The 21,573-nt window shown below is 67.9% G+C and carries 19 protein-coding genes; 11 read left to right on the top strand and 8 right to left on the bottom strand.

Annotated elements, in window-relative coordinates:
- Window positions 1-195: 195 nt before the first annotated feature.
- Window positions 196-627, bottom strand: coding sequence for a DUF1801 domain-containing protein (locus AAHM41_RS23475; protein ID WP_342239012.1), 432 nt, complete (start codon window positions 625-627; stop codon window positions 196-198).
- A 37-nt stretch (window positions 628-664) separates the two neighbouring features.
- Window positions 665-1,192, bottom strand: coding sequence for a DUF1801 domain-containing protein (locus AAHM41_RS23480; RefSeq protein WP_342239013.1), 528 nt, complete (start codon window positions 1,190-1,192; stop codon window positions 665-667).
- A gap of 167 nt (window positions 1,193-1,359) precedes the next feature.
- Between AAHM41_RS23480 and AAHM41_RS23485 the strand changes: the two genes are divergently transcribed.
- The 6 genes from AAHM41_RS23485 to AAHM41_RS23510 all read left to right on the top strand — a co-directional run bounded on the left by AAHM41_RS23485 (window position 1,360) and on the right by AAHM41_RS23510 (window position 6,526).
- Window positions 1,360-1,995, top strand: coding sequence for a class I SAM-dependent methyltransferase (locus AAHM41_RS23485; protein WP_342239014.1), 636 nt, complete (start codon window positions 1,360-1,362; stop codon window positions 1,993-1,995).
- 109 nt (window positions 1,996-2,104) lie between these two features.
- The gene (locus AAHM41_RS23490) at window positions 2,105-2,737 is read left to right on the top strand and encodes a hypothetical protein (RefSeq protein ID WP_342239015.1); all 633 of its coding nucleotides are present in this window, start codon (window positions 2,105-2,107) and stop codon (window positions 2,735-2,737) included.
- 318 nt (window positions 2,738-3,055) lie between these two features.
- Window positions 3,056-3,943, top strand: a complete 888-nt coding sequence (locus AAHM41_RS23495) for an NAD(P)-dependent oxidoreductase (protein ID WP_342239016.1) — start codon at window positions 3,056-3,058, stop codon at window positions 3,941-3,943.
- The gene (locus tag AAHM41_RS23500; protein WP_342239017.1) at window positions 3,940-4,785 is read left to right on the top strand and encodes an alpha/beta fold hydrolase; all 846 of its coding nucleotides are present in this window, start codon (window positions 3,940-3,942) and stop codon (window positions 4,783-4,785) included. The genes AAHM41_RS23495 and AAHM41_RS23500 overlap by 4 nt, the downstream gene beginning before the upstream one ends.
- An 86-nt stretch (window positions 4,786-4,871) precedes the next feature.
- Entirely contained in the window at window positions 4,872-5,996 is a 1,125-nt protein-coding gene (locus AAHM41_RS23505; protein WP_342239018.1) for a helix-turn-helix transcriptional regulator, read from the top strand.
- 86 nt (window positions 5,997-6,082) lie between these two features.
- Window positions 6,083-6,526 carry a DoxX family protein gene (locus tag AAHM41_RS23510; RefSeq protein WP_342239019.1) on the top strand — a complete coding sequence of 148 codons (444 nt, stop codon included), beginning with the start codon at window positions 6,083-6,085 and terminating at the stop codon, window positions 6,524-6,526.
- 204 nt (window positions 6,527-6,730) lie between these two features.
- Here AAHM41_RS23510 and AAHM41_RS23515 read toward each other — a convergent pair whose 3' ends face one another.
- From AAHM41_RS23515 to AAHM41_RS23525, 3 genes are read right to left on the bottom strand one after another with little or no spacing between them, the layout of a single operon-like run.
- The gene (locus AAHM41_RS23515; protein WP_342239020.1) at window positions 6,731-7,510 is read right to left on the bottom strand and encodes a MetQ/NlpA family ABC transporter substrate-binding protein; all 780 of its coding nucleotides are present in this window, start codon (window positions 7,508-7,510) and stop codon (window positions 6,731-6,733) included.
- Between the two features lie 25 nt (window positions 7,511-7,535).
- The gene (locus AAHM41_RS23520) at window positions 7,536-8,201 is read right to left on the bottom strand and encodes a methionine ABC transporter permease (protein WP_342239021.1); all 666 of its coding nucleotides are present in this window, start codon (window positions 8,199-8,201) and stop codon (window positions 7,536-7,538) included.
- Window positions 8,170-9,228: a methionine ABC transporter ATP-binding protein gene (locus AAHM41_RS23525; protein WP_342239022.1), complete on the bottom strand. Its 1,059-nt coding sequence runs from the start codon at window positions 9,226-9,228 to the stop codon at window positions 8,170-8,172. Before AAHM41_RS23525 ends, AAHM41_RS23520 begins: the two co-directional genes overlap by 32 nt.
- A 554-nt stretch (window positions 9,229-9,782) precedes the next feature.
- Here AAHM41_RS23525 and AAHM41_RS23530 point away from each other — a divergent pair.
- The 5 genes from AAHM41_RS23530 (at window position 9,783) to AAHM41_RS23550 (ending at window position 16,582) form a co-directional block, all read left to right on the top strand.
- On the top strand, window positions 9,783-9,995 hold the full coding sequence (locus AAHM41_RS23530; RefSeq protein ID WP_342239023.1) for a hypothetical protein: 213 nt from the start codon (window positions 9,783-9,785) through the stop codon (window positions 9,993-9,995).
- Between the two features lie 181 nt (window positions 9,996-10,176).
- The gene (locus tag AAHM41_RS23535; protein ID WP_342239024.1) at window positions 10,177-12,003 is read left to right on the top strand and encodes an ABC transporter ATP-binding protein; all 1,827 of its coding nucleotides are present in this window, start codon (window positions 10,177-10,179) and stop codon (window positions 12,001-12,003) included.
- A 1-nt stretch (window position 12,004) separates the two neighbouring features.
- A complete protein-coding gene (locus AAHM41_RS23540) occupies window positions 12,005-13,375 on the top strand; it encodes a glycosyltransferase family 4 protein (protein ID WP_342239025.1) in 1,371 nt (456 codons plus the stop codon).
- Window positions 13,376-13,406: 31 nt separating this feature from the next.
- Window positions 13,407-15,830, top strand: a complete 2,424-nt coding sequence (locus AAHM41_RS23545; protein WP_342239026.1) for a glycosyltransferase family 4 protein — start codon at window positions 13,407-13,409, stop codon at window positions 15,828-15,830.
- Window positions 15,830-16,582: a DUF4214 domain-containing protein gene (locus AAHM41_RS23550; RefSeq protein WP_342239027.1), complete on the top strand. Its 753-nt coding sequence runs from the start codon at window positions 15,830-15,832 to the stop codon at window positions 16,580-16,582. The genes AAHM41_RS23545 and AAHM41_RS23550 overlap by 1 nt, the downstream gene beginning before the upstream one ends.
- A gap of 55 nt (window positions 16,583-16,637) precedes the next feature.
- Here AAHM41_RS23550 and AAHM41_RS23555 read toward each other — a convergent pair whose 3' ends face one another.
- Genes AAHM41_RS23555 through AAHM41_RS23565 form a run of 3 tightly spaced genes read right to left on the bottom strand, consistent with a single transcriptional unit; the run spans window position 16,638 to window position 21,411 of the window.
- Window positions 16,638-18,644 (bottom strand): glycosyltransferase, encoded by a 2,007-nt coding sequence (locus AAHM41_RS23555; RefSeq protein WP_342239028.1) that lies wholly within the window; start codon window positions 18,642-18,644, stop codon window positions 16,638-16,640.
- Window positions 18,645-18,665: 21 nt separating this feature from the next.
- A complete protein-coding gene (locus tag AAHM41_RS23560) occupies window positions 18,666-19,712 on the bottom strand; it encodes a glycosyltransferase family 4 protein (RefSeq protein WP_342239029.1) in 1,047 nt (348 codons plus the stop codon).
- Between the two features lie 55 nt (window positions 19,713-19,767).
- Entirely contained in the window at window positions 19,768-21,411 is a 1,644-nt protein-coding gene (locus AAHM41_RS23565) for a methyltransferase domain-containing protein (protein WP_342239030.1), read from the bottom strand.
- Window positions 21,412-21,573: the final 162 nt, after the last annotated feature.

Consider the following 21,573-nt stretch of genomic DNA (forward strand, 5'->3'; position numbering starts at 1 on the left):
GAGGGGTCTGCGCGCGTCCGCGCGCGAATGGGCAGGGCATCGAACTCGCCGTCGGTACCGGTTCGCGACAGTCTGGGCCAGCTCAAGCCGAGAAAACCCCCTACCCCCCGCAAGGGGAGGGGGGACTCATAGGAGGCGGTCAGTGAATGCCGTAGCCCGCGAGGGGAGGAAAACGCGGTTCCGGCGGTGTCGTCCTCAGCCGCTCTTCGGCGTCTTCCGGGGGCGGGCGGGTGCCCGCTTTGCCGTGTTCAGGGCCACGGCGGCGCGGATGAGCGCCTGCAGTGCCGCTTCATCGATCGCCTCGCCCTCGCGGATGTCGATGGCGCGCCGGGTGTTGCCGTCGAGGCTGGCGTTGAACAGGCCGGCCGGGTCCGCCAGCGCAGCGCCCTTGGCGAAGGTCAGCTTGACCACGGCCTTGTAGGTCTCGCCGGTGCAGATGATGCCGCCATGCGACCACACCGGAACCCCCCGCCACTTCCACTCCTCGACCACCTCGGGATCGGCCTGCTTGATCAGGGCCCGGACCCGGGCCAGCGTCGCGCCCCGCCAGTCGCCCAGCTCCTCGATTCGCTCATCGATCAGCCGGGAGGGAGAGTCTCCCCCGTCCTTCGAATCGCTCTTCGTCATGGTCGCCGTCTTCATGGGTGTTGCCTCGACCCGCCGCTCACATCTTCTCGCCGGGCAGCTCGCTGGCCTGCTTCACCCAGGCGGTGAACTGGGCTTCGTCGAGCGGCTCGTCCTCGCGGATGTCGAGATAGCGAACATCCTTCTGCTTCGATCGGCCGGGCGGCAGAGGCTGCAGCGCCGCGCCGCGGAAGAAGGCCACCTTGATGTATTTCGTGAAGCAATGAATGCCGAGGAACCAGGTTTTCTCCTCGACCCCGTACATCGGCGAATTCCATTTGACCGCCTTGCGCACGCCGGGGACGGTGCGGGTGATCAGCGCGTCGAGGCGGCGCCCGAGATCGCTTTTCCAGCCCGGCATGGCCGCGATATAGGCCTGCACGGGCGCGTCGCCGTAGCCCTTCGGGATCTGGGGGTTGCCGCCGGAGAGCAGGGTCGGCGGCGCGGCCGGGGCCTTGCTCCTGCCGACGGCGGCCTTCGGCGGTGTCTTCGTGGGCTTGCGGGCTGATGGTTTTGCGGCGGCCTGCGTCGCGGTCCTGGTTGACGTGACGGACGTCTTGTCGGCCATGGCGCCCTCTCCGCTGATCGTCGACACGTCATCAAGGATACTTTGATCTTGATGAGGACGTCACCTTATAGCAGCCGGGCCCCGGTCGGATCGGGCCCTGCCGCGTCCCGAAAACCGCCATGCATGTCTCCGCATATGCCGGGCTGGGCTGCCAAGGAGCACTCCCCATGAGCACGACGAGCGATGCCCGTTTCTGGGACCGGACGTCACGGAAATACGCCAGGGGCGCGGTCGCGGACCCGGCCGGCTACGAACGCACGCTGGACCGGACCCGCGCCCTGCTGCGACCCGGAGACCGGGCGCTGGAGCTGGGCTGCGGCACGGGCACGACGGCGCTCCGGCTCGCCGGCGGTGTGCGGAGCTATCTCGCGACGGATATTTCCGCCGGAATGATCGCGATCGCCGAAGAGAAGCGCGCCGCCAGCCCCGTCCCGGAGCTCGCCTTCCGCACCGCGACCGCGGAGGCGCTGATGCCCGGGGCCGCGCCTTTCGACGCGATCCTGGGCTTCAACTATCTCCACCTGGTCCGCGACCTGCCCGGTACGCTGCACCGCATCCATGCCCTGCTTGCGGCGGAGGGCCTGTTCATCTCCAAGACGCCCTGCGTCGGGGACATGAACCTGCTGATCCGGCTTGCCGTGCCTGCGATGCGCGCGATCGGAAGGGCACCCTATGCCGGCATCTTCCGGGCGGTGGAGCTGAGCCGGCTCATCTCTGCCGCGGGCTTCGACATTCTTGCCACCGAATGTCACGCCACCAAGGGCAATGACGGGCGTCCCTACATCGTGGCGCGCAAGAAATGACCGCCGGGGCCCTCGAGGGGACCGCGGCGAGGACACGCAATGCGTTGTTTTGTCTCCGAAAATGCGATCGCTATGGTGTTAACTGCCGCGTCTGTTCATGTTATGTTCCATGAACAAGGCGCAGACCGATTCGGCGACGGAGGCCCCGGCCACTCCCCAGGAGGAGCGGGCGGCGCGGCATCTGCGCATGCTCGCCGAGGCGGCCGAGATCCATATGGAGGTCATGAAGGCCACCCGCACCGAGGCGGTCGAAGCGCCGCAGCCCGGCGTCGACTATCCCCAGCGGATCGCCGTCATCACCCGCTCCCTGCGGCTGACCCTGCTCCTGGAGGAGAAATTCGCCGGCCAGCGCAATGAGCGGCGCAAGGCCGCGGCGAAGCGTGAGGCGGCCCAGGAGGACTGGCACGCGCTGCGGGTGAAGCTGGCGATGCTGGCGGCGGCCTACGAATCGTCCGAGGACGGTGAGGAGGTGCAACGCCGCGCCACCGAGGTGTGCGAGCGGGTCGAGCGGCCGGAGGTGGTCGAGCTGATCGAAGCCAGCCGGGTCGAGGTCGCGGTGGCGGCGTTGTGCCGGCGCTGGGGCTATCCGGTGCAGGTGAAGCGCTGGCTCGAAATGGCCGACGAGGCCATGGAGGAGCTGGGTTTCCTGCCGTCGCAGGACGGCGAGGACGATGACGATCCGCCCGAGCCCCGCTCGGCCGGCGTCGGCCGCCGCAAACCCAAGCCGCCGGATACCGGGTGAGCCGCCGGCGAACTCACCCGCTTCACCAACCTTCAGCACTCGCGAACGCAGCCTTCCACACTCCCCCTCCCCTTGCGGGAGGGGGTTGGGGGAGGGGTCTGCACGCGTCCGCGCGTCTGTCGTCCCTGAGACCCTCGTCATCCCCGCTTTCAAAAGCGGGGATCTCGTCACGCCGGATGCAGATTCCCGCTTTCGCGGGATTGCGGCCAAGAAGGGGAAACTCAATCCTGCCCCACACGGGCTGGCATCCGGCCCGGCCCTTTGTAGGATGCAAGCAGGCGCGGCCGGAGCGGCCGCCGAGTCGCGACGGGAGGACATATGGCCGACATCGCCTATCTCGGCCTCGGCCTGATGGGCCGGGGCATGGTGCGCAACCTGCTGCAGGCGGGGCACCGCGTGCATGCCTGGAACCGCAGCGCCGTCGAGCTGCCGGAGGAGATCGCCGCGCATCCCGGCTATATCCGCGCCGCCTCCGTGGCGGAGGCGGCCGCCGGCCGCGACCGGATCATGCTCTGCGTCACCGGGCCGGACGCCCAGCGCGCGGTGCTGCTCGGCCCCGACGGCGCCTTCGCCCATGCCGCCAGGGGCGCGGTGGTCGTCGACAGCACCACCACCGACCCCGCGGTGTCGCGCAGCCTGGCCGAAGCGGCCGCACAGGCGGGCCACGCCTATCTCGACGCCCCGGTCTATGGCAGCAAGGACCAGGCCTGGGACGGCAGCATCGGTTTCATCGTCGGCGGCGACGCCGCGGTGCTGCAGGCGGTGCGGCCGATCCTGGAGGCGGTGTCGGGCGGCGTGCACCATCTCGGCCCCAGCGGCGCCGGCGCGGTGATGAAGCTGATCGGCAACCTCCTGTCCGCGGCGCAGATGGCGGCGCTCGGCGAGGGCCTGGCCCTGGCCCGCAAGAACGGGCTGGCGGCCGACGGCGTGATCGAGGTGCTGGACCGGTTCGGCGGCTCCTCCGGCGTCATCCGCGGCACCGCCCGCAAGACCCTGGCCAACGACTTTGCGCCGGCCTTCCACCTCAAGAACATGGCCAAGGACATCGGGCTGATGCTCGATCTCGGTCGCGCCAGCGGCGTGCCGATGCCGGGCACCGCCCTGACCGCAGAGCTGTACCGCGCCGCCCTGGTCGCCGGCTATGGCGAGCTGCAGGCCAACGCCGTGCACAAGGTGCAGTTCCGCCTCGCCGGCATCGAGGAATGAACCTCTCAGGCCCATCCCGCCCGGCCACGGCCGGCGGCGCCTACACCCAGCCGGCGACGCTGGCCGATGGCCGGGTCCTCCGCTATCGCCGCATGGGCGCGGGCGGCGGCATTCCGATCGACCCGATCGTCATGGTGCACGGCTTCGCCGGCGAGCTGCTGACCTGGGCCGGCTGCCAGGTGCAGCTCTCGGCCCGGCACCCGACCTATGCGTTGGACCTGCCCGGCCATGGCGGCTCGTCCAGGGATCTCGGTTCGGGCGGCGTGCCCGGCCTGGCCGAAGCCCTGCTGGCCTTCCTCGACGCGGTCGGCATCGGCCGCGCCCATCTGGTCGGCCATTCGCTGGGCGGGGCGGTGGTGCTGCAGGCGGCCCTGTCCCGCCCGGACCGCGCCGCCTCGCTGACCCTGGTCGCGTCTAGCGGCCTGGGCGAGGAGGTCGACACCGGCTTCATCGACCGGCTGCTCGGCGCCGACGACCCGGAGACGCTGGCGGCAGTGCTGCGGCCGCTCTATGCCGATCCCGGGCTGATCACGGCGGAGCTCGGCGAGCTGGTGCTGGCGGCCCTGTCCGGCCCGGGCGTGCGGGCGACGCTGCGCCGCCTGGCCGACCAGTGTTTCACCCCAAGCCGCCAGCGCCTGGTGCTGCGCGACCGGCTGGCGGAGCTGGCCGTGCCGGTCCAGGTGCTGTGGGGCACGGACGACGCTATCCTGCCGGCGCGCCAGGCCCAGGGGCTGCCGCCGGCGGTGGCGGTGCACCTGTTCCCCGGCCAGGGCCACATGCTGCCGATCGAGGCGGCGGCCGGGGTCAGCCGGCTGATCGAAGGGATCGTCGCCGCCGGCTGACGGCTGGGGAGGTCGTCACACCACCTTGCCGGCGCGCGCGATCTGCGCTTGGCTGAAACCCCACCTCGTCCTTGCCGGAGCCCGGAATGGGGGAACTCGATCGGCTGAGCGATCTGATCGGCCGGATCTACGACGCCGGGACCGATTCGGATGCCTGGCGGCCCGTGCTCACCGACATCTGCCGCTGGACCGGCGGCGAGGTGGCGCAGATCCTGGTGCTGGAAGCGACGGCCGCGGCTCCCTTCTTCAATGTTGCGGTCGGCTATGATGCGGCCGCCCATGCCCGCTATCTGCGCGACTATGCGCTGGAGGATCCGCGCCTGCCGGCCTGGCGGCGCCTGCCGCCGACCGTACAGCTCTGCCATGAGGTGGTCGATCCCGGCTGGCTCGACCGCCAGGATTTCGGCGCGTTCCTGGACGAGAACGGCTGCCGCTGGACCATGGCCACGATTGACCCGGCCTTCGACGGCGTCGCCGGGACGAGCGTGCGCCGGCCGCGCCGGGCCGGGCCGTTCACGCCGGAGGAGGCGCAGCGATTCGACCTGCTGGTGCCGCATATCCGCCGCGCGCTGGCGGTGGCCCAGCGGCTGGACGGGCTGGCCGGCCGGGCCCGGCTCGCCGAGGATGTGCTCGACCGGTTCGACCGGGCGGTGGTGCTGCTCGCCGCCAACGGCCGGGTGGTGCATGTCAACGCCATGGCGGACCGGCTGTTCGAGAGCGGCCGGCTGCAGCTGCGGGGCAATCGGCTCGATTCCGCCGATCCGGCCGAGGCGGCGGCGCTGCGCGGGCTGATCGCGGCCACGCTGGATCCAAGGCCCGGCGGCGGTGCGGTCAAGCTCCTGTCCGGCACGGCCGGGGCGCCGCTGATCGCCGGCGGCTGCCGCCTGCCGGACCGGCGCCCGACCGCCGTCGCCGTGCCGCAGGCCGTGGCGGCGCTGTTCCTGAGCCCGATCGGGGCCAGCCCGGACGATCTGGGCCAGGTGTTGCCGGGGCTGTTCGGCCTCAGCCGGGCCGAGGCGCGGCTGGCCGTGGCCCTGCATGACGGCTTCTCCCTGTCCGAGATCGCGGGGCAGCTGCAGCTCAGCCGCGAGACGCTGCGCAGCCAGCTCCGCGCCGTCTTCGACAAGACCGGCACGCGGCGGCAGGGCACCCTGATCCGGCTGCTGACCGACCTGGCCCGCGAAAGCCGGCTGGCGCGGCCGGGGGTGTAGCGGGCCGAAGCTGTGATGGCGGACACGGCGCGGCCACAATGATTTGGTTAACCTGCTGTCATAGAGACAGCACAGCGAACCGTTTCATGTCCTCCACCGTACTTGATCGTCACGCCGAGCGGAATTCAGGGCTCGACCTCATCCAGCTCGCCGGCCGACTCTGCCTGGCGCTGGTGTTCTTCGCCGCCGGCATCTCCAAGATCCCCGAATGGGCCTCGATGGTGGCGACGGTGCAGAGCCGCGGCCTGCCCGAGCCCGAGCTGCTGCTTGCCGCCGCCGCGGCGCTGCAGATCGTCGCCGGCGCCTTCCTGCTGCTCGGCTGGCACACCCGGCTGGCGGCCCTGGCCCTGGCCGGCTTCACCATCGTCGCCACCGTGCTCTTCCACCCGTTCTGGGACTCGGCCCCGAACCGGTTCGAGCTCGATTTCGCGATCTCCATGAGCAACCTCGCCGTGCTCGGCGGGCTCTTGTTCATCGCCGGCACCGGCGGCGGCCGCCACTCACTCGACAGCGGCCCCGGCGAGGACTGAGCCACACAGCAGAAGGGCGCGCGACCGCAGGCCGCGCGCCCTTGCTTGGTCTCCGCGCGCGGAGAGGCTGTTTCGAAACTCGCTCCGGCGAGTCAGCTGGCGTGGTTTTCGAGAACCGGCGCGCAGCGGACATCGGTCCGTGAGCACCGGAAGCGGAGAAAACCGCGTCAGATGGCCGTCGGAGTAGAGTTTCGAGGCGGCCTCTCACCAGCCGGCGATCACCGCGCCTTTGAACCGGTCGGCCAGGAACTGCTTCACCGCATCGGTGTGGTAGCTCTCGACCAGGGTCTTGACCCAGGGCTCGTCCTTGCGCGCGGTCTGCACCGCGATGATGTTGACATAGGGGCTGTCCGCCGCCTCGCGCAGGATCGCGTCCTTGGCCGGGTCCAGCCCGGCCTCGACCGCGTAGTTGGTGTTGATCGCCGAGATGTCGGTGTCGTCCAGCGACCGCGGCAGCTGCGCCGCGTCCAGCTCGATGATCTCGAGCTGTTTCGGATTCGCGGTGATGTCGGCCACGCTCGGCTTCAGCCCGACGCCGTCGGCCAGCGTGATCAACCCGGCGGCCTGCAGCAGCAGCAGGACGCGGCCGCCATTGGTCGGGTCGTTCGGGATGCCGACGGTGGCGCCGTCGCGCAGCTCGCCGATCGCCTTGATCTTCTTCGAGTAGATGCCGATCGGGAAGGTGACGGTGTTGGCCACCTTGCTGATCTTGTAGCCGCGCTTATCGATCTCGTTCGCGAGATAGGGCTCGTGCTGGAACGAGTTGGCGTCGAGCTCGCCGGAATCGAGCGCCGCGTTGGGCACGACATAGTCCGAGAACTCGACGATCTCGATGTCGAGGCCCTTTGCATGCGCGATCGGCTTCACCTGCTCCAGGATCTCGGCATGCGGCCCCGGCGTGACGCCGATCTTCACGGTCTCGGCCAAAGCGGGCTGCACGGCCAGGGCGAACGCCGCCGCGGCCAGAATCGTCTTCAGGCTCATTGTATCCCCCTCGAAACGGATTGGTTCAGGCGGCGCGCTGCCGCTTGTTGACGCGGCGGGCCAGCCGGTCGCCGGCCATCTGCACCGCCTGCACGAACAGGATCAGCACGATCACCACCGCGGCCATCATCTCCGGCATGAAGCGCTGGTAGCCGTAGCGGATGCCGAGGTCGCCCAGCCCGCCGCCGCCGACCGCGCCGACCATGGCGGAATAGCCGATCAGGCTGACCACGGTCAGGGTCAGGCCCAGCACGATCGCCGGCATCGCCTCGGGCACCAGCACCTTGCGCACGATCTGCAGCGGCGTCGCGCCCATCGCCTTCGCCGCCTCGACCAGGCTCTGGTCGACCTCGCGCACCGCCGCCTCGATGATCCGGGCGATGAAGGGCATGCAGGCGATGGTCAGCGGCACGATCGCCGCCGTGGTGCCGATCGAGGTGCCGGCGATCAGCCGGGTGAAGGGGATGATCGCCACCACCAGGATGATGAAGGGGGTGGAGCGGGTGGCGTTCACCACCAGCCCGACGATGCGGTTGGCCGCCGGCGCCGCGAACAGCTCGCCCTTGCCGCTGGTCGCCAGCCAGATGCCGATCGGGCCGCCCAAGAGCGTGCCGATCGCGGCCGAGACCGCGACCATGTACAGCGTCGCCCAGGCGGCGTCAGCCAGCAGCGCGAAGAGTTGCGGGGACATGGCCCAGAACCTCGACGGAAAGCTTGAGGGAAGTGAGGAAATCGATCGCGGAGCGCGCCGCCTCCGGCCCGCCCGGGATGGCGATGATCAGGGTGCCGAAGGGGGCGCCCTGCACGCTGTCGACCCGGCCGTGCAGCAGCGCCGCATCGATGCCCAGGCGGCGGGCCAGTTGGCCCAGCGCGGTGGTGCCGGCCTGGGACCCGGCGAAGACCAGCCGCAGCACGGTCTCGCCGCCGGCCGAAGGCCGCTCGGACAGCCTGGTCGCCAGGTCCTCCGGCAACTCGGCACCGGTGACGCTGGCGACGAAGGCGCGGGCCGTCGCGGTCTGCGGCCGGGTGAACAGGTCGAACACCCGCGCCTCCTCGATCACTCGGCCCTGCTCCAGCACCGCGACACGGTGGCAGATCGCCTTGATCACCGCCATCTCATGGGTGATCAGCACGATGGTCAGGCCCAGCTCGCGGTTGATCTTCGCCAGGAGCTGCAGGATCGAGGCCGTGGTCTCGGGATCGAGGGCGGAGGTCGCCTCGTCGCACAGCAGAACGTTGGGTTCGCTGGCCAGCGCCCGGGCGATGCCGACGCGCTGCTTCTGCCCGCCGGACAGCTCGGCCGGATAGCGGTCGCGCTTGTCGGTCAGCCCGACCAGCTCCAGCAGCCGGTCGACGCGCGCCGCGATGCTGCGGCGATCGAGACCGGCCAGTTCCAGCGGCAGGGCGACGTTGGCGAAGACGGTGCGGGAGGAGAGCAGGGCGAAATGCTGGAAGATCATGCCGATCTTCCGCCGTTCGGCCCTGAGATCTGCCTCCGACAGGGCCGTCAGCTCGGTGCCGTCGACCGTGACGGTGCCGCTGGTCGGCCGCTCCAGCAGGTTGATCAGGCGGATCAGGGTCGACTTGCCGGCGCCGCTGGGCCCGATCACGCCGAAGATCTCGCCGCGCTCGATGGTCAGGGAGACGTCGGCCAGCGCCGCGACCTGGGCCTGGCCGGCCCGTGTGAAGGTCTTGGAAACGGAGTCGAGGCGGATCATGGGCGATGCCGGATCAGTGGGTCGGTGCGAGGCGGAACAGGGCCGGCCGGTGGGGCAGGGTGGCCGCGGGCCCGGATCAGGCGCGGCGACAGCGCATCGGCGCTGCGGCCGGGGGCCGGCGCGCAAAAGGGCTGTGGGGGGCCGTCCTGGTCATCGTCGTGTCCTGCCTCGTCTCGCCGAGGGAACCACGACCTGCATCGTGGCGCTTTAGCGGTTGGTGACGCGGGCGCAAGCTGCTTCCCATCAAATCGCCGCGGGCCCGTCGCGGTGGGCCGATCCGTCGCCCTTTAGATATCGCGCCGCACCAGGAAGGTCAACAAACCGCGCCATGCGATGTGTGGATTGCTGAGTTTCACATACTGTTTTTGAACTATCTTGGCTGCTTGTCGGAGGGCGCCGGGGCGGGGTTTGCGTCCGATCATGGCAAGTTCATGACATGCATGCTTACCATTGCTGCGCTGCAAAAAGGCCGATCCTGACCCGTCGCGAACGTCATACATTAGAGGGGCACAAGGAAAAACAGAGGGCCGGTCTCGCCGGCAGATGAGGTAAGCATGCATATCGATGTTCTGGACTTTGCTCCCGCCGCCCGCCGCGCCGGCCTGTTCGCCCGCCTCCGCGGCGCCGTCGCGCATCGCATCGCCGAGCGCCGGGCATACAACCGGGTTTTCGACGAGCTGCTGAAGCTCGACCGGCGCGAGATGGACGAGCTGGGCATCGGCCCGGCCGATTTCGACGCCATCGCCCGCGGCACCTATCGCCGCTGAGCGGTCTCTGATCTGGGCGCGGCCGCCTGTCGCAGGGCCGGCGCCGCCGAAATGGAACAGGGCGCCCGCCCGCCGCAGCCGCACGAGCCGGCCCGCGGCAGGCCGGGGCGCCCTGTTTGCATTCGCACCTGACGCGACTGTCATTTGGCGGATCGGCCGGACGGCGCTATATGAGCATCCCATGAGCAAGAGATCACTGGCGGCGATCGGGCCGCGGACCGGCCAACTGACGGACTGGCAGATCGCGAAGCGGATGATGCGCGAGCACATGAAGGGCCATTTCTGGCGCTTCGTGATGGCCTTCCTGTGCCTCGCCGCGACCGCAGCCGCGACCTCGGCGATCCCTTACGCCCTGCAGCACACCCTCGACGGCATCTTCACCGCGAAGAATGCCGAGCTGCTGATGCCGATCTCGATCGCCGTGGTCGTCATCTTCTTTGTGCGCGGGGTATCGACCTACGGCTTCACCGTGGTGATGAACAGCATCGGCCGGCGCATCGTCGCCGAGCTGCAGATGCGCATGTTCAGCCGGAAGATCTGGGACGACCTGGCCAGCTTCCACGCCACCGCCTCCGGTCATCTGGTCAGCCAGTTCATCTACAACGTCCAGGCGGTGATGGGGGCCGTCTCGACCAGCGCCGCATCGATCGGGCGTGACGCCACCACCCTGATCGGCCTTCTGGTGGCGATGTTCTACATGGACTGGCGGCTGGCGCTGGTCGCCTCGATCACCTTCCCGCTTTCGGCCCTGCCGGTGATCAAGGTCGGCCGCGACCTGCGCAAGGTGACCCGCAAGTCGCAATTCGGCATGGGCGAGCTGACCAGCTATCTGACCCAGGTGTTCCAGGGCATCCGCCACGTCAAGGCCTACAACGCCGAGCAGCGCACGATCAAGGCGACCGAGACCTTCGTCCAGGCGGTCTCGCGGCTGTCGCAGCGGATGACGCGGATCAAGTCCTACAACACTCCGTTCATGGAGGTGCTGTCGGGCATCGCCATCGCCGGCGTCATCTTCTACGGCGGGTCCCAGGTGATCAGCGGCAACCGCACCACCGGCGAGTTCACGGCCTTCATCTTCGCGCTGATCTCGACCTACGATCCGCTGAAGCGGATCGTGAACACCTGGGGTTCGGTGCAGGTGGGGATGACCGCGGCGGAGGGCATCTTCGCCATGATTGACAAGCAGCCGACCATCACCGATCGGCCAGGCGCCGCGGTGCTGGACCGGGTGACCGGCGCGATCCGGCTCGAGGATGTGCACTTCTCCTACGGCCCGGCCATCCCGGCGCTGCGCGGCATCTCGATCGAGATCCCGGCCGGCCGGACGGTGGCGCTGGTCGGGCCGTCCGGCGCCGGCAAGTCGACGCTCCTGAATCTGATCCCGCGCTTCTACGACCCGACCTCGGGCGCGGTCCGGATCGAGGGGCACGACATCCGCGAGGTCACCCAGCATTCGCTGCGCGAGCAGATCGGCCTGGTCAGCCAGGAGACCACGCTGTTCGACGCCACGGTGCGCGACAACATCGCCTATGCCCGCCCGGGGGCGAGCCAGGAGGAGATCGAGGCGGCAGCCCGGGGGGCGGCGGCGCACGACTTCATCTCCGCCCTACCCCAGGGCTACGACACCCAGATCGGCGAGCATGGGGTGCGCCTCTCCGGCGGCCAGCGGCAGCGCCTGTCGATCGCCCGCGCCATGCTGAAGAACGCGCCGATCCTGCTGCTCGACGAGGCGACCTCGGCGCTGGATACCGAGAGCGAGCGCCAGGTGCAGGATGCGCTGACCCGGCTGATGGTCGGCCGCACCACGCTGATGATCGCGCACCGCCTCTCCACCGTGCGCGGTGCCGACCTGATCTACGTCCTGGATCACGGCCAGGTCGTCGAGACCGGCAGCCATGCCGAGCTGCTGAAGCGCGGCGGCCTCTATGCCCGGCTGTGGACGATGCAGACGGCGGAGGATGAGCAGGCCGAGGCAGAAGCACGGCCCGCCGTGGCGGTGGCGGGGTAGGATGGGGGCTCAGGCCCGGGCGGCGGGCGGGCGGTCGCCGCGTCTGTTCTGCGACATGACGCCGATCCTGGCACATGCGCGCGGCCACACCACCGTCACCGGCGTGCAGCGCGTGGTGTTGCGGGTGGTGGGGCATCTGGTGGCGACGCATGGCGCGGACGCGATCCGTGGCATTGCCTGGCATCCGAAGTTGCGCCGCGTGGTCGAGATCGACCTGTCCTTCCTCGGCCCGGACTACCGCTTCGAGGCCCATCACGCCGAATTCGTCCGCGACATGGCGATTCCCCACGATGCGGGGGGGGCGGGCCGGGCGCCGCTGCGCCGGCTGGCGGCGAAGCTCGGCCGGCTGCGCTGGCGGCTGGGGGTTGCATCCGGTTTCGGCCGGCGCCTGTCGCGGCCGACCCTGAGTCCGTCCGACCGGATCTTTCTGCCGGTGCCGACGCTTCGCAACGACCCGTACATCGCCTTCCTCACCGAGCGGAAAGCGGCAGGCAATGCGGTGTTCCAGCTGATCCACGACGTGATTCCGGTGAAGCTGCCCGAATTGGCGAAGCCGGGGCACGAGGCCGAGTTCCGCCGCTTCCTCGCCCGTGTGCCCGATTATGTGTCGGGTTTCCTCTGCGTGTCGGACCAGACCGAGACGGATCTTCGCGAGGTCCTGCCGGCCACCGGGAAAAGCATCCCCACCAGGGTCACCCCGCTGGCCCATGAGTTCGCCGGCGACGCGGCGGACGACGCCGCGGTCGGCCCCGCCGTGCGCACGATTGCCGAGGCGCCGTTCGTGCTGTGCGTCGGCACGATCGAAGTGCGGAAGAACGCCTACGCCCTGGTCCAGGCCTGGGATCGGCTGCGGTTGGAACTGGGCCAGCGGCTGCCCCGCTTGGTCCTGGCCGGCCAGCGCGGCTGGCGCACCGAGGATCTGTTCGAGCTGCTGGCGAGGACCGGACATCTCGGCGGCACGGTCGCGGTGGCCGAGACGCCGACGGATGCCGAGTTGGCCTTCCTGTACCAACTGTGCCTTTTCACCGTGTTCCCCAGCCTGTACGAGGGCTGGGGCCTGCCGATCGGCGAAAGCCTGTGGTTCGGCAAGCACTGCATCGCCTCGAAGACGTCCTCGATGCCGCAGGTCGGCGGTGATCTGGCCGAGTATGTCGATCCCAAGGACGATGAGGGCTTGCAGCAGGCCATCCTGCGGGCGCTCCAGGAATCGAACTATGTCTCGGCAAGGGAGCATCGGATTCGGCAGGCGGAACTCCGGCGCTGGTCCGATGTCGCCCGGGACGTCTACGGGGCGGTGATGGCGGATGCATCGGAGGGCGGCCGCCTCGCCCATGCCGTCGGCTCTCGTCAGCTCCGGTCGGTGCCGGGATAGGCGTGTGGGGGAAAGCCAGGTCGGGGGGTAAATGAAGGTCGCCATCGTTGCGCCAAGTTCGGTCCCATTCACGATCGGCGGAGCCGAAAATCTATGGCTCGGCCTGCTGAGCTACATCAATAAAGAGACCCGGCACGATGCGGAGCTCATCAAGGTGCCGAGCCCCGAGCGCACCTTGCCTGAGCTGGTTTCGAGCTACGAGAATTTCTCTCGACTGGATCTGAGCCACTTCGATCTGGTCATTTCGACCAAGTATCCGGCATGGATGATCAGGCATGACAATCATGTCTGTTATCTCCAGCACAGATTGCGCGGGCTGTACGACGTATATCCAGGGACTCGATTTGGCCCGCTGCCGGACTATGGGGATACGGTGGTCGAGTCACTGCAGAGATTCATGCAGAAATGGCGCGGGCAACGGGATGCGCTGCCTGAATTCTTCGACAGGGCTCGTGCCGTTATGGGCAGGGGGGGAGAAGCGCTGGCCTTTCCCGGACCTTTCGCCCGAGAGGTGGTCCATTGGCTGGATGGGATCGGCCTGTCCCGCGACGCCGTCAGAAAATTCGCCGCCATCTCCGAGACCGTCGCCAGCCGCAAGGACTATTTCCCGGCCGATGTCGCCGTTGACGCCATTCATCACCCTACGTCTCTCGACGGCCTGCGCACGGGCAGCTATGATTACCTGTTCACCTGCAGCCGCCTCGATAAGCCCAAACGCATCGACCTGATCATCAATGCGATGCGGCAGGCGAATATACGCATGCAGTTGAAGATCGCGGGGACCGGACCGGAAGAGGCCCGGCTGCGGGATCTTGCCGGCAATGATCCGAGGATCGAATTCCTTGGTTTCGTGAGAGACCCGGAGCTCGTCGACCTCTATGCGGGGGCGCGCGCCGTCGTATTTGTGCCGAAAGACGAAGATTACGGCCTGATCACCGTCGAAGCGATGATGTGCGGCAAGCCGGTGATCACCACCGATGATTCTGGCGGGCCGAACGAGCTGATCGAACCGGGCCGGACCGGCTATTCGACGAAGGCAGATGCGAGGGAGCTTGCCAAGGCGATGACGACGCTGGCGCAATCCCCTGACCTTGCGGTCCAGATGGGGACGGCGGCAAAGCAGCGCATCAGCCGGATCACCTGGAAAACGACGGTCGACCCGCTCCTCATCCCACCGCCCCAGGCGGCGCCGGGGAAGGCCCGCCGGCCGAAGCTCTGCGTGGCTGTGACATTCCCTATCTTTCCTCCCCGAGGAGGAGGGCAGAGTCGGGTGTTCCACCTCTATCGGCATCTGGCGCAAAGCTACGATGTCGATGTCGTGTGCATCACAAACGCCAACGACCTTCCGTCCGACCGGCTGGTGGCGCCGGGGCTCAGGGAAATCCGGATCCCGAAATCGAGTGCGCATCGTGACGCGGAACTCGCGCTTACGCGCGAAGTCGGAGGAGTACCCATAACCGATGTGGCGATGCCGCGGCTCGTGCATCTCACGCCGGAATACCGGGCGGCGCTGTCCGGCTCCATGGCAGAGGCCGAGGTCGTCGTCGCGTCCCACCCTTATCTGTTTCCCCTGATCCGGGAGATGAGCACACAGCCGATCTGGTACGAGGCTCACAATGTCGAGATCGATCTGAAGCGAGCCATGCTGCCGGACACGGCGACCGCGCGAGCCCTCCTCGCGGACACGGAAAGAGTAGAGCGGGAGTGTTGCGAGGCTGCCGAACTCGTCATGGCCTGTGCGAAGGGCGATCAAGAGGTGTTCGAGCGCAAGTTCGACGTGCCCGGCGCGAAATTTGTCGAGGTTCCGAACGGCGTCGATCTCGAATCGGTTTACTACACGGGGCCGAAATCTCGTGCCGCCAACAAGGAGCGCCTGGGTATAGAAGACTGCTTCACGGCGCTTTTCATCGGCAGTCGGCATCAACCCAACAACGATGCCGTCGAGGAAGTTCTTCAGTTTGCGCCACAGTGCCCCGACATGCGATTCTTGGTTCTTGGAAGCGTGGCCGGATACTTCGTGGACCGGGCGGTGCCGGAGAATGTGGGCTTCATGGGTGAGGTGGACGACCTAACCAAGGATGTGGTGCTGGGCGCGGTCGATTGCGCGATCAACCCGATGACGACGGGATCGGGGACCAACCTGAAGATGCTCGACTACTTCGCGAGCGGGATCCCCGTGGTCTCGACCCCGCATGGTGCACGGGGGATCGCTGTCGCCGACGGCGTTCACCTGCAGATCAGCAAGATTTCCCAGTTCCCTCGCGCCCTCGCCCAGCTGAAAGGCGAGGTCGGCACCGCCGGATTGGCCAGACGTGTCGCTGCCGCCCGGCTTCTTGTCGAAGAGCAGTACGGGTGGTCTGCGATCGCCCGCAATTTCCTGTCGCACATTCATGCGGAAACCCGTGGAGAGCGAGGGCGGATGTCTGATCGGGCGGTCGGACAGGGGGCGCTGTGATGGCGTCTCCCGCTCAGTCGCCCTCGGTCGACGAGATCATCAACCGCGTCAATGTGGAGGTCGAGCGCCGGCGGCGGCAACCGCCGGTCGTCCCGACCGAAGCCGGTGGACCGGCTTCCGCTCATCCGGGTGCCGCTTCGGCATGGCCGCCTGCAGCCGCGGCACCGCAGGCCCTTCCGGCCAAGAAGAAATACGCGCTTGATGAGTTTCTCCGGCTGGGCGACGAGACGTTCGTCCGCGCGGCCTACCAGGGATTGTTGCGTCGTGAACCCGACCCGCAGGGGCTGGCACGACAGCTTCGGCGTCTCAGATCCGGCCGGGCATCGAAGACGGATATTCTGATCAGCCTGCGCTGGTCGCCAGAAGGACGGAAGTACGCCGTCAAAGTCTCCGGCCTCAAGCGGCTGCGCCGATGGCGGTCTGCCGGCCGGGTGCCGATCCTTGGCCCGACCATGCGATGGCTGCTCATGCTCGGGCGTCTGCCGAGGCTATGGCGCGAGGTTCGCCGCCAGAGCGCGCAAAGCGAGCAGATGAGCCTGTCCTGGCAGAATTTTGCAGGCCTGCTGCAACAACGCGGCCAAAGCCATGAGGATCTGGTTCTGGCTCTTCGCGACCGCATCGAAGAGCTGCAGGCCGCCTCGGCGTCCGCTATCTCGGATCTGCAGCGGCAGAACGCGGAAATCCGGAGGCAATTCAAGCTTCTCGCGGACGCCAGCTCGTCGGGCCGGCAGGAATCGAAGGACGGCGACTGATACCAGCGGTCTGTGAGATCCGCTCTCCGGCTCTCTTCGTCACGGGCGACCCGGATCAGCCGGCCGGCTTCAACTCCTCGGGCAACTCCACGCCATATTTCTCGGCGCCGCGGCGAAGATAGGCCCAGAAGAAGGGATTGTGCCGCCATTGGCACTCCCGCCAGAACAGCTGCAGGTATCGGCTGGGGTGCTTGCGGTACAGGAGGGCGTCCTTTTCAAAGAAGCGCGACCGCTCGGCCAGGGATTCACGCTCGACCGACCGGGGATGGGGAGGATGAAACACCCAGGCCTCATGCGAGAAGGGGACTCGCCCCAGCTCCAGGGCCCGCCAGCCAAGATCGGTGTCCTCGCGGAAATGGGGGTTGTCGAACAGGAGATCGAACCCGTTGAGGGCGTGGAACGCTTCCATACGGAGGAAGAAGTTGGCGGTCATGAAGGCCAAGCCTTCGAAACCCTCATTGGTAACCGGCCGCCATTCCGGATCGTCGACCCGGTCGGACAGGACGAGGCCCTCCACCCCGACGACGCCGGGATCGTCGAACAGCGGCCGCGCAGACGCAAGCCAATCCTGGCCGGGTTCGCAGTCGTCGTCGGTGAAGGCGATCACCTCTCCAACGGCCAGGTCGGCCCCCGTATTGCGCGCCGGCACCGCGCCACGGACGTCGGTGTGCACATAGGTCAGGCGGAAGCCAAAGGGTTTGTCCCTGTCGGGCCACGGCTCCGCGCTCTGATCGATGACGATGACCTCGAAGTCGTCGTCGCTCTGGCTCGCCAGACGCGCCATCAGCCGCGACAGATGGTCGTGTCGCTCATAGGTCGGAACGACGATCGAGAAGAAGACCGGACGCCCCAGGGCTTGATGACGGTGCTGCAGCAGACGGCCGACGTTGGCCGAGATGCGCTCCCAGGAGTAGCTCCTGTCGGCTTCCGTCCTCGCGGCGTCCGAGAGCTCCTCCCGGGCGGGCGCATTGGCGGCCAAGCGCGATACGGCCGTCGCGAAACCGTCCGCATCCGCGACGAGAAAGGCCGTGTTCGCCGTCTCGATGCCTCGCGCGCCCACCCTCGTGGTCACGATCGGCAAGCCCCAGGCCATGAACTCCAGCATCTTGATGTTGGTGCCCGAGCCGCTGAACATCGGATTGACGGCGATATCCGTGACCGAGAGCCAGTCCCGCTTGGCATCCTCCGACAGGCCGCCCGTCACGACGAGATTGGCGGCTTCGAGACCAGCCTTCCTGACCTCGTCGCCGGCACCGCCGCCGATGACGAACAGAACCTCCGGAACCTGCGGGGCGAGCGTGGATGCGATGAACTGTGCCGCCTCGAGATTCGGGGCGTAGAGGCTGCCGAGGAAGAAGGCGACGGGGCGGTCTCCCAGGCCCAGACGGTCCCTGATCTCACGCCGTTCGGCGGTCGTGGGGCGGGGGATCTGTCGGGTGAAGGCTCCGTTCGCCGCCACCCGGATCTTGCCCGGCGGGATATCGTAGAGCCGGGAGAACAGCAGCCGGTCCTCGTGCGAGCAGGCCAGGATCAGGTCTGCCGCGCGACACAGCCGGACCTCGACATCCACCACGCCTCGGGCGATCTGCGTACCGGCGCCCTGGTCGTCAAGCAGTTCCGTTCGCAGCAGGCCTTCGACGTTGTGGGCATCGTAGACAATCAGCTGGCGCGAGGGATCGAGGACGTCGCGCGCGAGCGGGTAGACCCAGGGGTGCGAGAACACGACGGCATCCGCCTCGGCCGCGGCCCTGCGGGCGGCCGCGACGTAGTCCGGTGAGAGTTGGGCCGTGGTGTGGAACGTGCTGTCGATGACCGTCTTTCCCCCGGCTGCTCTCCTCTGCCGCTTCGCCTCGGCGAAGTGGGCCTCGCTCAGCGGCACCATGATCTCGCGCAGCGTCGGCGAGAGCATCTGGTCGCGGAAGCCGGGGCCTGGCCAGTCATAGCTGCCGACATAGGTCGCGGCGTGCTCGGCTCCGAGGCCGTGATAAAGCCCCAGAAGCCGCAGTCGTCCCCCGCCCACGGGCGGGTCTATCGGCTGCATGTCGAGGATCGCGATACGCATGTCGGTTCTTATGACGGAAATTCAGTGCGAGGAAGGAGTATCGATAAGGCCGAGGGCTCGGGCCAAACTATGGCCGATTCGTTCCCAGGTGATATGCGCGACGGAGGATCGGCCACGGCCGCCCATCGCCATCGCCATCCCGGGATCCTCTACCAATCGTTCGAGCCAGCCTGCAAGTGCGGAAGGGTCGGGCTGGCTCACGAAGCCGGTCTCGCCGTGCCGGACCAGACGCGACGGTTCGCCGGAATCGGTACAGGTGACAACCGGCTTGCCGCTGCCGAACGCCTCAAGGGTGATCAGGCCGAGATCCTCCCGCCTGGGAACGAAGGCGACGGCCAGCGCGTCCGCGTAGAGGGCCCGCAACTCGTCCTCGCTCACCCGCCCCAGGAAGCGGATCCGGGGATCTCCATCGGCAATGGTCTCGAAATAGGCCCGATCCTCGCCGGTCCCGGTGATCAGAAGCTGGACCGGCCGGCGCATCAGCTTCACCGCGGAGATCGCCAGGTCGACCCGCTTCCAGCGATGCAGGCGGCCCGGAAGGAGGATGTATTCGTATTGGCCCTGCCGGAGGCCGTCGAGAGTGGTCGGATGGTGCAGCACCTCGGCATCGATGCCGTTGTACTGCTTCAATCTCTCCCTGACTTCATGGCCGATCGTATAGAGGTGCTTCAGCCGTCGCGGGGCAAGGGCGGCCGTGTCCAGCTGATGGATCAGCCGGCGCTGTTCCAGCAGCGCGGCGGAGGGGGCCGGAAACTCGGCCTCGAACATGTCGTAGAAGACGCGCATCGTGTGCACCAGATACCCGACATGGTTCCGGTGACGGATGGCGTAGCTGGGCGCCTTGGTGGACACCACGCCATCGAACGCATCGAGGTTCAGATCATAGAAGCGAAGATAGCTGCCCTTGATCTGCTCGAAATTGCTCTCGTCGCTGACCGGAGACACGATCTCCGCCTGCAGCCCGGCCTTCTCCAATGCGGATTGGAGCCCGCTGTAGAGCCGCTCGACGCCGCCGACCTCGCCGGTTCCGGAGCCGGCTGCGACGATCGCGACTTTCGCTCTGCTCATAGGGGGCAACCGATCGCGCAGGGCGCGAGCGGCCGGCGGATCCGCGGCAACGCGATCACGATGCCTTCCACCCGATGATGCTGTAGTCCTGCGCGCCGAACAGCTTGCGCTGCAGCAGGCCGAGCATCGGATCGTCGTAGTCGCGATGCGCCCAGTCCATCGGATGCAGGTCCAGCACCTCGACCCCGCTGAACCCCCTGGCCGTCGCGATGAACGAGATCAGGTCCGACGGCAGCGGATTCAGATGGGTTGGGTCCATGTAGAACCGCTCGGCCGCCACCTGCAGGTTCGCGGGATTCGGCGTCTCGAAAATCACCATGCCGCCCGGCTTGAGCACGCGCAGCACCTCGTCGAACAAGGTGACGAGAACATCGAATGGAAGGTGCTCGATGATGTGGAAGCCGGTGACCGCGCCGAGGCTGCGCTCTGGCAGCGACCGCAGGACCTCGAGCGCGTCCCCCAGTGTGGCCTTGAGGCCGCGGGCATGACATTCCTCCACCATGACCCGGTTGAGGTCGATCCCCGACGCGGGGAGGCCGCTCTCGCCGAGCAATTCGAGCCACTCGCCGCGTCCGCAGCCGATATCGATCAGCTCGCCTCCGGTGGCCTCCGCGGCCTTCCTGGCGTAGGGCACATAGATCTTCTGGCGGTTCTTGATATCGTCCCGCGTGCCGCGGTAGCGGTCCTCGAACGAGACGTAGAAGGCGTCGAGCAGATGATGCCGCTCGTTGGCGATCGTCTCGAGTTGCGCCGCGTCGAGGGAGGCCGGCAGCCGCTTGCGCGCCTCGGTGAGCAGCAATTCGAGCCGCAGCTTCTGGTCGACAATGCTGCGCCAATGGCTGTTGATCCGGCCGTGCAACTCCGCCATCTCGGTTCGCAGCCGATGCAGATCCGGCGGGACGGTTTCGAGGCCGGACAGGTTCTCGGCCAGCGAGGCGATGCTGCCTCTCAGCTCCTCGGCGGTGGCCTTCGCCTGGTCTCCCAGCTCCGCGGCGGTCGTCTTCGCCTGGTCTCTCAGCTCGTCTGCGGCCGCCTTGGCCTGCTCGAGCCGGTGCTTGTTGCCCGCGACGGTCGCGGCGATGGCGTCGATGCGCCCCGCAAGATCGGATTGGGCAGCGGCCAGCGGTTCGATCTGCCGGCGCAGCTTCTCGATCGAGGCCTTCATCGGTCCGGCCAGGGCCTGCTGCTCGACACGCGCCTCGGCGGCGACCTGCTGGGCCGTCACCGTCGCCAGCGCTTCGAAATTGCGGACGTCCCGCGCGAGCCGCGGCAGCCGCGACAGATAGCGGATGCCCTTGCTGAAATTGACGATCGAGCGCAGCGGCGGCTTCCGCGCGGCCTTGGTCCAGGCCACCCGCCACCGCAGGCCGCGGATCCGGATGCCGCGTCCACGGGCTTCGGCGGAGTTGACCAGGCGCCGCAGCACCACGACGCGCTCCAGCCGGCCATGGTTGAGGTGCTTCAGATAGTGGCTACGGCCGACCACATCCGGTTCCCGGCCAAGGATCTTCACATAGGCCGATCGGATGAAGTCCTCGTTCCGCTTGCCGCGAAGCAGTTCGCGAACCGAAAACGTCCGGCGGAAGCCTTCGGGCGTGATCGGTTGGCGCGGCTCCTCGCCACCTGCCGCTTGCTGGGCCGGCGATCCAGCGGCGGGAACTGCCGTCTTGGCCGCAATCTCGGCGCGGATGCGCTTCATCAACTCGTCGAGATCTGGGGTGTCCGTCATGGGCGCGTGTCGGTCTGAGGGCTGATTGATCCGAGCCAAACACCCGGAACCGGGCTGCGTTCCGGCGGCGATCCTGGAGCTGCGCGATCGCCGCCTTATCCTGTGTCAGGGTGCGAGGGGCCCTGACATCAT

Source organism: Inquilinus sp. OTU3971, from assembly GCF_038440215.1.

Bases quoted from the DNA above. Each gene is read 5' to 3' on its own strand.
- AAHM41_RS23510 (WP_342239019.1), top strand. From the start codon at position 6,083: ATGTCCTCCACCGTACTTGATCGTCACGCCGAGCGGAATTCAGGGCTC.
- AAHM41_RS23495 (WP_342239016.1), top strand. From the start codon at position 3,056: ATGGCCGACATCGCCTATCTCGGCCTCGGCCTGATGGGCCGGGGCATG.
- AAHM41_RS23530 (WP_342239023.1), top strand. From the start codon at position 9,783: ATGCATATCGATGTTCTGGACTTTGCTCCCGCCGCCCGCCGCGCCGGC.
- AAHM41_RS23555 (WP_342239028.1), bottom strand. From the start codon at position 18,644: ATGCGTATCGCGATCCTCGACATGCAGCCGATAGACCCGCCCGTGGGC.
- AAHM41_RS23515 (WP_342239020.1), bottom strand. From the start codon at position 7,510: ATGAGCCTGAAGACGATTCTGGCCGCGGCGGCGTTCGCCCTGGCCGTG.
- AAHM41_RS23560 (WP_342239029.1), bottom strand. From the start codon at position 19,712: ATGAGCAGAGCGAAAGTCGCGATCGTCGCAGCCGGCTCCGGAACCGGC.
- AAHM41_RS23540 (WP_342239025.1), top strand. From the start codon at position 12,005: ATGGGGGCTCAGGCCCGGGCGGCGGGCGGGCGGTCGCCGCGTCTGTTC.
- AAHM41_RS23505 (WP_342239018.1), top strand. From the start codon at position 4,872: ATGGGGGAACTCGATCGGCTGAGCGATCTGATCGGCCGGATCTACGAC.
- AAHM41_RS23520 (WP_342239021.1), bottom strand. From the start codon at position 8,201: ATGTCCCCGCAACTCTTCGCGCTGCTGGCTGACGCCGCCTGGGCGACG.
- AAHM41_RS23480 (WP_342239013.1), bottom strand. From the start codon at position 1,192: ATGGCCGACAAGACGTCCGTCACGTCAACCAGGACCGCGACGCAGGCC.
- AAHM41_RS23490 (WP_342239015.1), top strand. From the start codon at position 2,105: ATGAACAAGGCGCAGACCGATTCGGCGACGGAGGCCCCGGCCACTCCC.
- AAHM41_RS23565 (WP_342239030.1), bottom strand. From the start codon at position 21,411: ATGAAGCGCATCCGCGCCGAGATTGCGGCCAAGACGGCAGTTCCCGCC.
- AAHM41_RS23545 (WP_342239026.1), top strand. From the start codon at position 13,407: ATGAAGGTCGCCATCGTTGCGCCAAGTTCGGTCCCATTCACGATCGGC.
- AAHM41_RS23500 (WP_342239017.1), top strand. From the start codon at position 3,940: ATGAACCTCTCAGGCCCATCCCGCCCGGCCACGGCCGGCGGCGCCTAC.
- AAHM41_RS23525 (WP_342239022.1), bottom strand. From the start codon at position 9,228: ATGATCCGCCTCGACTCCGTTTCCAAGACCTTCACACGGGCCGGCCAG.
- AAHM41_RS23550 (WP_342239027.1), top strand. From the start codon at position 15,830: ATGGCGTCTCCCGCTCAGTCGCCCTCGGTCGACGAGATCATCAACCGC.
- AAHM41_RS23535 (WP_342239024.1), top strand. From the start codon at position 10,177: ATGAGCAAGAGATCACTGGCGGCGATCGGGCCGCGGACCGGCCAACTG.
- AAHM41_RS23475 (WP_342239012.1), bottom strand. From the start codon at position 627: ATGACGAAGAGCGATTCGAAGGACGGGGGAGACTCTCCCTCCCGGCTG.
- AAHM41_RS23485 (WP_342239014.1), top strand. From the start codon at position 1,360: ATGAGCACGACGAGCGATGCCCGTTTCTGGGACCGGACGTCACGGAAA.